The following is a 14,383-nucleotide window of genomic DNA, read 5'->3' as shown; positions in this document are numbered from 1 at the left end:
CCCGTCCCGACCCTGGGGGCTCCGCCCCCAGACCCCCACTTCGGCCTCAAAGGCCCCATCAAGCGCCGAGCGACGACCACCGTCGACATTCAGAAGGGGTGCCCCTCAGAGAGGGGCACCCCTTCTGCCGCTAGCAGTTGCGCGCACAAAGCGCAAGCTCTGAAGACCCAGGCACTCAAGTGGTCCTCCCCTGGCGATGCTTGTCGCCCATCTGCAACTCATGGACTCAACCAAAGGAGGCACCTTGCGCGCCACACGCACGTTCCTGGCCACGGCCGCGGTCCTGGCCATGGCAACCGTCAACGCCCCCGCGTCATCCGCCCAGCCCCTCAGCCCCTCCTCCTACAACGGCTGCGTCCACGCCTACGCCCAAACCGGCTTCAGCGGTCCCGACACCTGGCTCTGTTCTACTGACCAGGAGTGCCACTACGTCGGTGACGGTTGGAACGACCACATCCGGTCCGCTCGCACCCAGGACGGCGCCGTGAACGTGGAGCTGTGGGACAACTACGACTGCTCTGGGGGCTCTATCACCGTCGACCCCACCGGCTACAACAGCATCGGGGCATGGGTGAGCGCCTACCGCGTCATAATCGTCCACTAGCCAGGGCCGACGGCGTGCCTGTCCGCGGGGACATGCACGCCTACCGAGGCGGCGTGTTCACGGCAGAATTGCAGTGCGGCCCCGGACGCACCACCGGGAGATCATCCAGGGCCGCCGACACCTGCACGCACCAGATCGCAGTTCTGGCGACACGTCTGTTACCGGGATGGACACGACCGGCGTCACCCAGATGGAGTCACGAGCAGCACGGTCCACCGGTTCGACCAGGCCGAAGAGGTCCCTCCTCCGGTTTGCACCCGAATGACTCCGTCAGGTGCCGGCGACCGCAGCCGCGGAGCTTCGGGGTTCGAAACGAAGCAGCCCCCACTGGCTTGACCGTAGATCTCTCAGTCTGCGGCGGTTCACCTCATACGGAGAAGCCTCGTCATGCGGGCCAACGGTCGGCTCAGGGCACGAGTGGGTCGGCGGAGCGGCTTTGGGGTGGCGCTGCTTTGGTGCGAGTGATCATGACCCCGCAAAGCCGTTGAGCCGACCGACCCAGCCACGACGTACCCCTTCTCTGGAGTGGTGATCGCCAGAGCCGGTCTTGCCGGAGTTGTGGCGGGTCGGCAGGTAGACAGTCATGGCGACGGCGTCGCCGGCGGGAGCTGACGTCGACGCCTGCCCACGGACGCGCATAATCGCCGGCCTGCGTGCTCGGAACAGGAGGCCCCAGGGCTGCGAGCACAAGCAGGGCCAGTGGACCCCGTGTGGACCGCCTAACCCGCGCGACGCTCGATCCCGGTACGCTGTACCCGCTCCGCCCCTGGTGGGCGGCAGCGGGGTGGGCCGCCCGAGCGGCCCAAGGGAACGGTCTTGAAAACCGCTACCCCAGTTCGGACACCGGCACCCTGCGGAACTCGATCGTCTCGTAGGGCCCCGACACCCCCGTCTCGTACAGCAACCCCACCGTGCCCCGATCGACCTGCACCAGGTCGGAGTACGCGGCCGGCGATGCCGACACCGTCAGCACCTTCGTGAACGTCCCCCCACCGTCCTCGCTCCGCCAGATCGCCATCGCCCGCCGAGCGTTCGGCACGGACGGCCCCGAGAACAGCAACGGCGCCTTGCGGCCAGCGAGTTGGAGCACGCTCCCCTGGACCACCGGAACGTCGTTCAGTGTCGGCTGCACCGTGTACGGCCGGTCCAGGGACTCCCCACCGTCACCGGAGTACGTGTCGAGCCGGTTGCCGACACTCGTCCCGTTCTGGTCCCGGGCACTGAAGTACAGCCTCCCGTCGGGGAGTTGAGCGGCCGTGGACTCGTTCGCGTTGCCCACGCCGTCGTACGAGGAGTCCACGAAGCCCAGTCGCCAGCTCCGCCCGCCGTCGTCGCTGTAGATGGCGTGCGCGCCGTAGTACCTGGCCTCCTGGCCGGTGTCGGGCGAACCGGCGGGCGGAGCCGCGGAGTGGTCGGCGGGGACGACCAGGCGTCCGGCGTGCGGGCCGCGGGTCAGGGCGACGGCGTGGCCCGGCCCGGTCGCGTACCAGCGCCAGCCCGCCGGCTTCACCTCGTGCGTGATGTCCCGCGGCGGCGAGAAGTGCCGCCCGTCGTCCCGGCTGCGCTGCACGAACACCCGTCGGCTCTGCTCCGCCGTGACCTCGCCCCGCGTTATCTGCGCCTCGGTGACCGCACCGCTGTTGTAGGAGGTCAGCAGGACGACCGCACCGGTGCGCGGGTCGACGACGGGGGCGGGGTTGCCCCGGGTGTCCCCGTTCCCGGCGGCCACCACGTGCAGCGGGCCCCAGGTGCAGCCCCCGTCGACGGAGCGTCTGAGGACGACGTCGATGTTCCCGGTGTCCCCGGCACCGCCCAGCCGGCCCTCGGCGAAGGCCAGCACCGTGCCGCGGCCGGTCACGACCGTGGCCGGGACGCGGTAGGTGTCGTAGCCGCCCTCGCCCGAGACGTACGGGACGGAGGACGTGCAGCCGGTGGCCGCGTGGGCCGGTGCGAGGGCCGTGAGCGGGGTGAGGAGCACGGTGGCTGCGAGGAGGGTGCGGCTCAGGAAAGTCACCGTCAGATCGTCCCCGGGGTGACGAGTCCCGACTCGTAGGCCACGATGACCAGCTGCGCCCGGTCCCGCGCCGCCAGCTTCCCCATGATCCGGCTGACATGGGTCTTCGCCGTCAGCGGGCTCAGCCCCAACGCCTCGCCGATCTCGGTGTTGTTGAGCCCGCGCGCCAGCAGGGTCAGCACCTCCCGCTCCCGGTCGGAGAGGCATTCCGGCCCGCCGGTCACGGGCGCGGACGGGCTGCGCAGGAACCGCTCGATCAGCCGTGCCGTCGGGCCCGGTGACAGCAGCGCCTCGCCCGCGGCCACCGTACGGATGGCGTCCAGGAGTTCGGCCGGGCGGGTGTCCTTCACCAGGAAACCGGAGGCCCCCGCGCGCAGCGCCTCCACGATGTTCTCGTCGGTGTCGTAGGTGGTGAGGACCAGGACCCGTACGCCCGCCAGGTCCTCGTCGGCGGCGATCAGCCGGGTCGCCTCGATGCCGTCCAGGTCGGGCATGCGGATGTCCATCACCACCAGGTCGGCGCGCTCGCTGCGGGCCAGTGCCACGGCCTCCCGGCCGGTGGCCGCCTGACCGACGACCTCCATGTCCCGCGCCGACTCGACGAGCATGGCGAACGCCGCCCGTACGAGGGTCTGGTCGTCGGCCAGCAGTACGCGGATGGTCATCCGCCGCCCTCCCCCGTGGTCGTCAGCGGCAGTACGGCCGTCACCTCGAAACCGCCCTGTGCCCGCGGCCCGGCGTCGAGTGTGCCACCCACGCTGCGGGCCCGCTCCCGCATGCCGACGAGCCCGAAGCCGGGCGCGGTGCCGGGCGTGGGTCCGGTGCCGTCGTCGGTGACGGACAGGTGCAGGGCGCCCTCGTCGTCGTACAGGTCGACGCGTACGGCCGGTTCGGGGCCCGCGTGCCGTACCGCGTTGGTCAGCGCCTCCTGCACGATGCGGTACGCGGCGGCGCCGACGGCGGGCGGGGCCTGCCGTACCCGTACCGTCTGCTCGACGCGCGCGCCCGCGAGCCGTGCCGTCTCCACCAGGTCGGGCAGACCGTCGAGGCCGGGGAGGGGGCCGCGGCCGTCCGCCGAGTCGTTCTCGCGGAGCACCTCCAGCGTCGTCCGCACTTCTCCCCGCGCCGTCCGGCACGTCTGGGCGATGTCGTCCAGGGCCTTCGCCACCGTCTCCCGGTCCAGGCGTTCGGGGTCGGCGGCCAGGACGTGCGCGGCCACCGACGTCTGCACGCCGATGAGGGTGATGGTGTGGGCGAGCAGGTCGTGCAGGTCACGGGCGATCCGCAGCCGTTCCTCGGCGACCCGGCGGCGGGCCTCCTCCTCCCGGGTGCGTTCGGCGCGCTCGGCTCGTTCGACGATCGCCGCGACGTACTGGCGGTAGTAGCGGACGTCGACGCCGCAGAAGAGCGTGGCGATCACCCAGCCGGAGATGCGCAGCATCTCGACGGCCTGGTGGGTGCTGACCGTGAGCATCGCGACCGTGGAGACGCCGAGGACGACGACGCCCGCGAGGATGGTGCGCAGGGGGCGGCCGGTGACGGCGACCGTGTAGAGCGCGACGATCGTGGCCGGGGTGGCCGCGAAGTGGTTGTTCTGCAGGGCGTGGTACGGCACGAGCAGCGCCAGCCCCGCGGTCAGCACCAGCAGCGGGCGGCGCCGCCGCCACACCAGCGGCACATGGGCGGCCAGCAGCAGCGTCCAGCCGAGCGCGTCCGGGCGGCGGCTCTGGTCGGTGGACAGCGCCAGGCCCACGGCCACGACGGTGAGCACGGCGGCGAGGATCGCGTCGTTGCGGGTGCCGTGCGGGGCGGTGCGGGGATCACGGTTGACCACCGCCATGATCCGCTCGATCCGTTCGCCCCCGCGCGGCCGCGTCGCTGTCGTCGTCTGTGTCACGTGGTTCATCTTCCGCGCTGCACCAGAGGTCTTCCTCGCGATGTCCGCGCCGGTCACACTGGCCGGCCTGCTTTTCTGCCGGGGGTCCGGGGGTTGTCCCCCGGGAAAGTGCAGCACACCGGCTCCGGCTGCCGCTCGGTCCGCACCGGCTCCGGCTCCCGCGACAACCTTCCCGGCCACCACACCCGCCGCCCCAGCAGCATGCTCGCCGTCGTCACCAGGTACGTCCGGACGAGGAAGGTGTCCAGCAGCACGCCCACCGCGATCACGAACCCGAGCTCGACCAGCGGTACCAGCGGCAGCGTGCCCAGCACCGCGAAGGTCGCGGCGAGTACGACTCCCGCGGAGGCGATGACCCCGCCGGTGGTGCGCAGGGCGGTGAGCGCCGCCGCCTCGGGCTCGGCACCGGCGACGGACTCCTCGCGCATGCGGTGCATGAGGAAGATGCCGTAGTCGACGCCGAGGGCCACCAGGAAGACGAAGGACAACAACCCCAGCCCCGAGTCGGTGCCCTGGAAGCCCAGCACCGGCCCGAACACCAGCCCGCCGATTCCGAGCGCCGCGCCCCACACCGCGACCACCGCGACGAGCAGCATCAGCGGCGCGATCAGGCTCCGTAGCAGGCCCGCGAGGATCACGAACACGGCGGCGAGGACCAGCGGCACGACGACCTCGCGGTCCCGGGCCTGACTGTCGGCCAGGTCGAGCTGCTGGGCGCTGGGACCGCCGACGTAGGTGCCGTAGGTGCCGTCGAGCCCGGCGCGCAGGGCCTCGATGGTGCGGGTCTCCTCCTTCGACTCGGGGGCCGCGCGGGCGAAGACGGAGACCTCCGTCCAGCCGGAGCCGGTGCGGCCGGTCGTCGCCTGGGCGACCCCGTAGGTGGTGCGGGCCTTGGCCAGGACGGCGTCGGCCTTCGGGGCGGGGGCGATGACGGTGATGGACCGGCTGCTGTGCCCGGGGTAGGCGCGGGCCAGGGTCCGGGCGGCGGAGATCGACTCGGGCCGCCGGGTGAAGGAGTCCTCCTGCTTGAGGGTGCCGGGGAGGTTGAGTGCGCCCAGCGCGAGCGCGCCGAGAAGCACGGCGCCCAGGGCGAGTACGACGACCGGGCGGCGCGTGGCCGAGCTGCCCATCGCCGCGAACAGCGACCGCCGCGCCTTGGGCTCGCTGCCGAAGGCCGGGATCAGCGGCCAGAAGACGCGGCGGCCGAGGAGGACCAGCAGGGCGGGCAGCAGGGTGATCATCGCGGCGAGTGCGGCGAGCACGCCCACCGTGCCGACCGGGCCCATGCCACGGCTGCTGTTGAGGTCGGCGGCGAGCAGGCACAGCAGTCCGGCCGCGACGGTGCCGGAGGACGCGAGGACCGCCGGGCCGCAGCCGCGCAGGGCGGCGCGCATCGCGTCGTACGGGCGCTCGTGGCGTCGTAGTTCCTCGCGGTACCGGGAGATGAGCAGCAGGGCGTAGTCGGTGCCCGCGCCGAGCACGAGGACCGTCATCACGCCGCCGCTCTGTCCGGTGACGGTGACGCCGAAGGCCTCGTGCAGGCCGTACGCGGCGGCCATCGCCATGCCCGCGGCAACACCGGCGACGGCGAGCGGCACCAGCCACAGGAACGGGCTTCGGTAGATCAGGACGAGCAGGGCCGTGACGACGCCCAGGGTGGCGTAGAGCAGAGTGCCGTCGATGGAGCCGAAGACCTTGCTCATGTCGGTGTTCAGGCCGCCCGGCCCGCCGACCTCCACGCTGAGCCCCGCGCCGCCGTTCGCGAGCGCGCGCACGCCGTCGACGAAGGCGTCCCGCTTCTTGTCGTCCTGGCCGGGCCGGGTGCTGGAGACCGGGTACATGAGGGTGGTGCCGTCGCGGGACGGGACCGCCTTCGGGGTGCCGGTGAGCTCGTACTTGCTCCCGATCTCGGCGACCTGCGCACCCGCCTTCTCCCGGTCGGCCGCGGTGAGGCCGCCGTCGCGGTGGTAGACGAGCACCAGGTCGGTGGCCTGTCCGCCCGGCAACCGGTCCTGGACACGGGCCACTTGGGTGGAGTCGGCGCTGTCGGGCAGGTAGTCCACGGACCGGTTCTGCTGGATGCCGGAGAACTTCCCGGCGAACGGTCCGGCGAGCACGAGCGCGGCCAGCCACAGCCCGAGCACCACCCAGGGCACGGCACGCCGTCCCCCTGTCTTCCGTATGCCTGTCCTTGCGGCCCCCATCGACGGGCCTCCCTCCGGTGGGGATGTCTGGGTCGGTTCCAGACTCCCGGCGCGCGGGGGGCGGTTCGTCGGGCGTGAGGGCGAGTTCAGGGGTACTGCCGGGGGTGGTCCGGGGACGGCGTTACTCCCGCGGGAGTAACGCCGTCGGGCCTCCCGCCGATTTCCGGTGCGGTCTTGCCCTTCCGGGTACGGGCAAGTAGCAATGCAAGTCGTCCCATTCGCATCCGACGGGGGAGCGCGTTCATGGTGACCCTTCTCTTCGTGCACGGAACCGGTGTGCGCGAGCCCGACTACGGCAAGGCCCTCAGGACCATCCGTACCGAGGTCAGGGCCCGGCGCCCGGACGTCCGGGTGGAGCCGTGCGACTGGGGCTCGGCCCTCGGGTCGCATCTCCGGGCCGGCGGCGCCTCCATCCCGGGCTTCGTCGACCAGGACGGCAAGGGCCCCGCCGCGCCCGCGCCGGAGGACGAGGAGGTGGCACGCTGGGCGCTGCTGTACGCCGACCCGCTGGCGGAGCTGGAGCTCCTGGTGCTCACGTCGGCCGCCGCCACGCCGGCGCCGTTCGTGCCGGGCGCGGTGGCGCGCGGGGACACGCTGCTGGCCGACCTGACCCGCCTCGCCGACCACGACTCGCTGCGCGCGGCCTGGGCGGACGCGGGTCTGGACGTACCCTTGCAGCAGGCCGCCGACGCACTGCACGGCGCGCCTGAGCTGCGCCGGGCCGCCGCGGCCGGCGCCACCGCGGTCGTACTGCCCCGGCTGACCGCCCGTGCGCTGGTGGCCTACGCCCTCAACCGGAGCGACGATGATGCCGGACGCCTGCCGGCCGGGAGGCGCGACGAGTTGGTGGACCGTCTCACCGAGGCGCTCGGCGGTGACGTACGCGGCATCCCGGAGGCGGTGTCGGCGGCGGTCCGCTTCTCGGCCCGCCTGTTCGAGAGCGCGCTCGGCAACCGGCTGGCCGTGGCCCGCCGTACGGCCTGGAGCGGCAAGTCGGTGGGCTTCTTCGGGGACATCATGCGCTATCTGGTGCGCGGTGAGGCGGTGCGTGCGGTCGTCTCCGAGGCGGTACGGGCCCAGTCCGGTCCCGTGGTGCTGCTCGGCCACAGCCTGGGCGGCATCGTCTCCTTCGACCTGCTGGCCTCCGGGACCCTGCTGGACGGCGCCGCGACGGGCCCCGGTGCCCGCCCCCGCAAGGTCGCGGCCCTGGTCACGGTGGGCTCGCAGGCGCCGCTGCTGTACGAACTGGACGCCCTGCCGTCCCGCCCGTTCGGCAGCGGCCTGCCCCCGGGCTTCCCGCCCTGGACCAACGTCTACGACCGCCGGGACCTGCTGTCCTACCGGGCGGCGCCGGTGTTCGACACCGAGGCGACGGACGTGCGGGACGTGGAGGTCGACAACCGGCAGCCGGTGTCGGCGGCGCACAGTTCGTACTGGGGCAACGAGCACTTCTACTCGGTGCTGTGCGGCGTGCTGGACCGGGCCGCGGGTCAATGAGCCGCGTGGGCACGGCAGTTCGCGGTACCGAGGGCAGGGCCCGTATCCTGACGTGTTCCAGCCGGTGTGCCGACGGGAGTACCGTCCGGCTTGCCCACCACGGTGCGAGGGGGAACGCGCGTGGCGAGACGCAGATTAGACGACGTCCAGCTCGAGCTCGTGGAGGCCGTCGTGACGGTGCTCAAGGACCCCGGCGGCGGTCTGGGATCCGAGGGTGCCCGCAGGTTCTGGCGGCAGATGCTCGACGAGACGCTGGAGGGGCTGCCGCAGGACAGCTACCCCACCCCGCACCTGGAGTTCCTGACCCTGGTGCACGCCTGCGCCGGACGGCCGCGCGGCCTGGCGTCGCTGGCCCGGGTGACCGCCCTGGTGGCTCCCGCGCTCGCGGACCCGCTCCAGCCGTTGCTGGAGGAGTGGCGGGCCCATGAGGTCTTCGAGGGCAGGGACTGGCGGCCCCTGCGCCAGGTGCTCCAGCTGCAACTGCCCGAACTGGCCGCGATCGTCGCCGAGTCGACCAGCGGCCGGCACGTCCTTCCCCCGCACTGCGCGACGCCCTGGCAGACCTTCGTGTACCTCGCCGACCTCAACTCCCCGGCGAGCGGCCTGCCGCCGGCCATGGTGCTGCTCGAGTGGCTGGCGCACTGTCCCGAACTGGCCTCGGCGGTAGGGGAGATAAGAGCCTGGAACGACCACTTCGCCGAGAAGTGGGAGCTGGCCGAGGGGCCCGAGGGGCTGCACAGCCTGCGCCGGAACCTGGAGTCGGCGCACCGCGCCGAACGCGCCCCCCTGGCGGTCGCCGTCGGCGGCTCGTACGGCGGCGTCGCGGAGGAGCCCCCGGCCGGCGCAGGTCAGCAGCCGGAGGGCCCCGAGGAGGAGGGGCCGCCGGTCATCCGCCTGTACATCAGGGTGGCCCGCGACCGCACGCCCCAGCCGAGCAGCCGCCGGCGCACCCCTCGACCCCCGCGCTACCACCTGTCGGCCTGTGTGAAGTACGCCGACTCCGCCGCTCTGCAGCGGCAGCCGGAGGCGGAACCACAGGACCTGGTGACCCGCGATCGGCTTCCGGCGGCCGTCGCGGAGTTGCTGACGAAGATGGCGGTGATGTGGCACAACCGGTCGGAGAGCGTGGCCCTGGAGTTCTTCCTGCCCCTGGAACTGCTCACGGAGGCGGTCGAGTTCTGGAACCGCGATCCCGCCCGTGGTTTCGAGAATCCGCTGCTCAGCACCTACCGGGTGTCCGTTCACAGCCTCGATCGCATACAGCGGCGCGAATTCCACCGCGCATGGCGGGCGCGCTGGTCGCAGTGGCGGAAGAACGAGACACATTGGAGGGAGTTCGGGGGCAACCCGGAGCACACACGGCGCGTTGTGCACGAGTGTGCCCCGGAGCCGACGCTCACCGTCGACAAGCATCTGTCACGACTGGACGCCGCTGTGGGAAGCGACGATGATGTGGTCGGCATGCTGCTGTGCGAACCGCCGTGGGAGCAGGGCGAGTTGGGCATGCAGGAGGTGAGGCTGGCCCTAGAACTGGGAGTGCCCGTACTGATGTTCCACCGTGACAGCGTCGCCACGCCCACCTGGCGTGCGGCGATGTGGGAAGCGTTGGCCGAAGATGGGCTGGCCGCTCTTCCCCGGCGCACGCAACAGTGGAAGACCGACGCCGCCGCCGGCAGGGACTCTGCGTACGACCCCGCGACGATTCGCGCGATGGGCATGATCTGGGACGACCCTGAGCATCTTCTTGACGGGGGACCAAGCGCTCCCGCCACCTTTGTAGGGGGGACCGATTGAACGCGCCGCTGGAGAACGGAGGACCTCTCTACAAGGGTACGGGTGACCCGGTCCCCGATGTCCCGTACGACGAGCGCACCTGGCCCCCCGGACCACCGTGGCGCAGCTTCGCCACGCCGCCCGCGATGCCGCGGCCGCCCGACGACGAGGAGGCCGACCGCCGGCTGGGCCGGCCGGGCGTGGCCCGCCGTCCACGGCGCGAGGAGGTCCGCCTGGTCAACGCCGCGCTGCTGCTGCGCAGGCCGCTCCTGGTCACCGGCCGCCCCGGGGTGGGCAAGTCGGCCCTGGCGTACCGCATCGCACGGGAATTACGCCTCGGCCGTGTCCTGCACTGGGCGGTCACCAGCAGGACCACCCTCGCCTCGGGACTCTTCGAGTACGACGCCATAGGGCGCGCCCAGGCCTTACAGGCCCCGGCCCCCTCATCTGCCGGCACCGGAGACTTCGTCCAACTCGGCCCGCTGGGAACGGCGTTGCTGCCGTACCGGCTGCCGAGGGTCCTGCTCATCGACGAGATCGACAAGTGCGACATCGATCTTCCCAACGACCTTCTCACACTGTTCGAGGACGGGTACTACGAAGTGCCCCCGCTGGTCAGGGTGAAGCCGCAGGAGCCCATCGCGACCGTGCACACGGCCGACCCGGGCGGGAGCGCGGAGATCAGCGAAGGCGTGGTGCGCTGCCACACGTTTCCGGTGATCGTCCTGACGTCCAACGGTGAACGGGAGTTCCCGGAGGCGTTCATGCGCCGCTGTCTGCGGCTGGACATTCCCGACCCTGACAGGGCGGCCCTCGGCGAGCTGGTCGCCGCGCACTTCGGCAGCAGCCTCGGCCCCCGCCAGGAGGAGCTGATCCGTGACTTCCTCCGTCGCAGCAACCGGGTCGGCGGCCTCGCCGCCGACCAACTCCTGAACGCCGCACATCTGGTGACGTCCGGTCAGTACATGCCCTCGAGCGGCGACGGGGACGGGTGGGCCGAGCTGCTGGAGGCCATCTGGCACCCGCTGGGCGGTGAAGGGGCGGGACCGGCGTGACTCACGAACCCTACCCGGCGCGGGACGGGCGGACCGTGCACGGCCGGGACGGGCCGCGTCCGCCGTCCGGCGAAGAACCCAGGCCGCTCACCGGTCTGCATCCCAGCGAGGTCGCCGACGCGGTGTGGGTGGCCAGCGAACACGCGTGGCTGACCGGCGTGCCGGTGCCGTCCGCGCAGGACCGGCTCCCCGAGGGGGCCGGGGACACCGGCCCGGACCTCGACCCTCTCGACCCGGACGACGCGCTCGACCCTCCCCTGCCCACGCCCGACCTCAATGGGGCCGCACCCGCCACAGACCCCGCCATCGACGCGACCGCGTGGTCCGCCGGGCCCGAACCCGTGCCGTCGGCCCTGCCGGACCACGCGAGGTCCGTGGATACGGAGGAAACCGCCGGGCGTCCCAGCCATCGCCTGCCCCGTGTCCCGGGATCCATGCCCGCGGACGGACCGGCCGCGCCGGCCGCCCGGCGCTCGACCGGCGCCCGGGCGCTGGGGCGTGCCCTGCGGGCCTTCCGTACCGCCGTGGCCTCCGCGCACGGACGGGAACTGGACGAGGAGGCCACCGCCGAACGCATCGCGCTGGCCCCGTCGTTGCCCCCGGTGCTGCGGCCCACGCCCGAGCGCCGCTGGCGTGCCGTGCTGCTCGTGGACACCGCGCCGCACATGGCGGTGTGGCGCGAGCACATCGCGCGGTTCGCCAAGGTCGCCCACCGCTTCGGGGGCTTTCGCGACATCACGGAGCTGTCGCTGAACGCCTTGTCCGCCGATCGCGCCGCCGTCTCCCTGCCCGGGCCGGTCCACGGGACGCGCCCCGTGTCGGCGCGCGGCCTGGTGGATCCGACCGGGCGCTCCGTCGTCTTCGTGCTGACCGACGGCTCCGCGCCCGCCTGGCGCTCCGGCGCGGCCCAACGGCTGCTCGCCCTGTGGGGCAGACGGCAGCCGGTGGCCGTCCTGCATGTGCTGCCGCAGCGGCTGTGGCACCGCACGGGCCTGCACCCGTCCGGCGTCAGACTACGGGCCTCGGGCCCCTGGGGCGCCGACCGCACCCCCCAGTGGGAGCCGGCCGAGGCGCTCTCCGACGTCCTGCGCCCCCGCGCCCTCCCGCAGGCGACGGTGCCCGTGCCCGTGCTCGAAATGGACGCGGGCTGGCTGGAGCCGTGGGCCCGGTTCGTGGGCGGCGCCGAACCCCGCGAGATCGAACTCGCGGCCGTCCTCACCACCGTCCAGGAGCGCCCCCGCCCCCCGCTCCCGGGCCCTTCCGCCGACCCCGCCCAGCGGGTCGCCGCCTTCCACGGCTGGGCCTCGCCCGAGGCGTTCCGGCTGGCCACGCACATGGCGGCGGTCCAGCTCGACCTGCGCACGATGACCGAGGTCCAGCGGCGCACCATGCCGAGGACCGGCCCCGAACACATGGCGGAGTTCCTGCTCAGCGGTCTGGTCTCCCCCCTGCTCTGCTATGCCGACGACCGGTTGTCCTTCGTCTTCGAGCCGGGCGTACGCGAGGAACTGCTGGCCTACGGCTCCCGGGACGCCACCGCGACGGCGATCGAGCAGGCCGCGGAGCTGCTGGCCCCGCGCAGCGCCGCCGCCCGGGACCTGCTGTCGTATCTGCGCGGGGACGGCGGGAAGGCCGCCCGCGCGCTCGGCGGTGACCGCGAGTTCAGGGAGGTCGAGCGGGCCGTCCTGCATGCACTGAGCGGGCCGCACGCCCGCCGCGCCCGGGCCCTGGACTCGCTGGAACCGGAGCCGGGCCGGGCCGGGTCCCCTGAACGCCCAGGTTTCGCACCTTCATCAGCGGCGCCCTCGTTGACGGAGAGCCCGCAGTCGGTGCACGACGACAGCTCCCCCAGCGCCACACCGGCATCGGGAGGTCTGGCAGATCCAGGAGAAGGAGAGACACCTGTGAGCACGGTTCCCGCCGCGTCCGAACGAGGACAAGAGCCAAGTCTGACCGCAGGCGGTTCCCGCGCGTCCGAGCTGAAGGTGGCAGGAAACATCCCGCCGCGGAACCTCATGTTCACGGGCCGCGAAGAACTCCTGGTCGCTCTGGAGAGGGGCCTGCGCTCCGGGCCGACCGCCGTCCTTCCGCATGCCCTGCACGGTATGGGCGGTGTCGGAAAGTCGCAGCTGGCCCTTGAGTACGTGTACCGGCACGCGACCGAGTACGACCTGGTGTGGTGGATTCCGGCGGAGCTGACGACGGAGATCCAGCGGTCGCTGGTGGAACTCGCCCGCAAGATGAACCTGCGGGTGACCCCGGAGGCCAACACCGCCGTACCGGCCGTGCTGGAGGCCCTGCGCACCGGGATCCCCTACCAGAAGTGGCTGCTGGTGTTCGACAACGCCGAAAGCCCGGGCGCGGTCCAGGGATACTTCCCCAGCGCGCCGGAGGGCGGCCCCGCCGGTTCGGTCATCGTCACCTCGCGCAACCCGCAGTGGAACACGCTGGCGCACCCCCTGGAGGTCGACGTGTTCACACGGCCGGAAAGCATCCAGCTCCTGCACAGGCGCAATTCCGAGCTCACCGACGAAGAGGCCGGCATGCTGGCCGAGGTCCTCGGCGACCTTCCGCTCGCCGTGGAACAGGCATCGGCGTGGCTCGCGGAGACCGGCATGCCGGCCGCCGAATATCTGAGGGTGTTTGAGGAAAAACGAGCCGAGCTGATGGCGGTCTCCGCGCCGCCCCAGTACGAGGAGACGGTCGCCACCGCGTGGAACGTGTCCCTGGACCACGTGGAGAAGAAGTACGCCGGTGCACTGCAGTTGCTCCAGCTGTGCTCCTATTTCGCTCCCGAACCGATCTCCCGACAGTTCTTCTCCATCGCGGTGGCGGAATCCATCGCCCCGGAACTCGATCTCATCTTCACCGACCCCATGCGGCTGAGCCGGGCCATCCGGGAGATCAGCCGCTACTCCCTCGCCAAGATCAACTACCGTACGAACGCCATCCAGATGCACCGTCTGGTCCAGGCCGTGCTGGTGGCGCGGATGTCGGTGGAACAGCGCGAGCGTTTCCAGCACGGCGCGCATCTGCTGCTCGCGGCCAACACGCCGAGCAATCCCCGCGATCCGCAGAACTGGCCCCGTTTCGGACAGCTGTACCCGCACGTCATCAGCTCCCAGGCCTCGAAGTCCTCGAACCGCAACGTGCGCCAGATGGTGCACAACGTGGCCGAGTACCTCTACCACTGGGGTGACCACGCGGCGGCCCTGGAATTCACCAGCCAGGTCTACAAGGAGTGCCGGGGTTGAACTCGCGGTGGCGGGCCGATCGATCATCCGGCTCCCATGATCAGTCCGGTCTCGATGAGGCAGCCGTCGATCAGGTCCGACCGGT

At 72.0% G+C, this 14,383-nt stretch carries 9 protein-coding genes; 5 read left to right on the top strand and 4 right to left on the bottom strand.

Annotated features, from left to right (window positions below; genetic code table 11):
* Window positions 1-244 precede the first annotated feature (244 nt).
* Complete coding sequence (locus tag AB0N07_RS04895; RefSeq protein WP_365832117.1) at window positions 245-604, top strand: peptidase inhibitor family I36 protein; 360 nt, start codon at window positions 245-247, stop codon at window positions 602-604.
* Between the two features lie 826 nt (window positions 605-1,430).
* Here AB0N07_RS04895 and AB0N07_RS04890 read toward each other — a convergent pair.
* The 4 genes from AB0N07_RS04890 to AB0N07_RS04875 are packed head-to-tail and all read right to left on the bottom strand — an operon-like array spanning window position 1,431 to window position 6,719.
* The gene (locus tag AB0N07_RS04890) at window positions 1,431-2,618 is read right to left on the bottom strand and encodes a sialidase family protein (RefSeq protein ID WP_365832115.1); all 1,188 of its coding nucleotides are present in this window, start codon (window positions 2,616-2,618) and stop codon (window positions 1,431-1,433) included.
* A 2-nt stretch (window positions 2,619-2,620) separates the two neighbouring features.
* Complete coding sequence (locus AB0N07_RS04885) at window positions 2,621-3,283, bottom strand: response regulator transcription factor (protein ID WP_365832113.1); 663 nt, start codon at window positions 3,281-3,283, stop codon at window positions 2,621-2,623.
* On the bottom strand, window positions 3,280-4,524 hold the full coding sequence (locus AB0N07_RS04880; protein WP_365832111.1) for a histidine kinase: 1,245 nt from the start codon (window positions 4,522-4,524) through the stop codon (window positions 3,280-3,282). Before AB0N07_RS04880 ends, AB0N07_RS04885 begins: the two co-directional genes overlap by 4 nt.
* Before the next feature lie 44 nt (window positions 4,525-4,568).
* Window positions 4,569-6,719 carry an MMPL family transporter gene (locus AB0N07_RS04875; RefSeq protein WP_365832109.1) on the bottom strand — a complete coding sequence of 717 codons (2,151 nt, stop codon included), beginning with the start codon at window positions 6,717-6,719 and terminating at the stop codon, window positions 4,569-4,571.
* Between the two features lie 243 nt (window positions 6,720-6,962).
* Between AB0N07_RS04875 and AB0N07_RS04870 the strand changes: the two genes are divergently transcribed.
* From AB0N07_RS04870 to fxsT, 4 genes are all read left to right on the top strand, one after another.
* Window positions 6,963-8,216 carry a hypothetical protein gene (locus AB0N07_RS04870; RefSeq protein WP_365832107.1) on the top strand — a complete coding sequence of 418 codons (1,254 nt, stop codon included), beginning with the start codon at window positions 6,963-6,965 and terminating at the stop codon, window positions 8,214-8,216.
* Window positions 8,217-8,336: 120 nt separating this feature from the next.
* Window positions 8,337-10,010 (top strand): hypothetical protein, encoded by a 1,674-nt coding sequence (locus tag AB0N07_RS04865; protein ID WP_365832105.1) that lies wholly within the window; start codon window positions 8,337-8,339, stop codon window positions 10,008-10,010.
* The gene (locus AB0N07_RS04860; protein ID WP_365832103.1) at window positions 10,007-11,044 is read left to right on the top strand and encodes a MoxR family ATPase; all 1,038 of its coding nucleotides are present in this window, start codon (window positions 10,007-10,009) and stop codon (window positions 11,042-11,044) included. Before AB0N07_RS04865 ends, AB0N07_RS04860 begins: the two co-directional genes overlap by 4 nt.
* Window positions 11,041-14,298, top strand: a complete 3,258-nt coding sequence (fxsT, locus tag AB0N07_RS04855; RefSeq protein WP_365832101.1) for an FxSxx-COOH system tetratricopeptide repeat protein — start codon at window positions 11,041-11,043, stop codon at window positions 14,296-14,298. Before AB0N07_RS04860 ends, fxsT begins: the two co-directional genes overlap by 4 nt.
* The last annotated feature ends 85 nt before the right edge of the window (window positions 14,299-14,383 follow it).

The sequence above is a fragment of the Streptomyces sp. NPDC051172 genome (genome assembly GCF_040682555.1).
Classification (GTDB): domain Bacteria; phylum Actinomycetota; class Actinomycetes; order Streptomycetales; family Streptomycetaceae; genus Streptomyces.
Note: the sequence above shows the minus strand (reverse complement) of the source record. Positions and strands in the feature narration are given on the sequence as shown.

What these genes read in the sequence shown, in the direction of transcription:
- AB0N07_RS04870 (WP_365832107.1), top strand. Translation starts at nt 6,963, where the DNA reads ATGGTGACCCTTCTCTTCGTGCACGGAACCGGTGTGCGCGAGCCCGAC.
- AB0N07_RS04875 (WP_365832109.1), bottom strand. Translation starts at nt 6,719, where the DNA reads ATGGGGGCCGCAAGGACAGGCATACGGAAGACAGGGGGACGGCGTGCC.
- AB0N07_RS04885 (WP_365832113.1), bottom strand. Translation starts at nt 3,283, where the DNA reads ATGACCATCCGCGTACTGCTGGCCGACGACCAGACCCTCGTACGGGCG.
- AB0N07_RS04880 (WP_365832111.1), bottom strand. Translation starts at nt 4,524, where the DNA reads ATGAACCACGTGACACAGACGACGACAGCGACGCGGCCGCGCGGGGGC.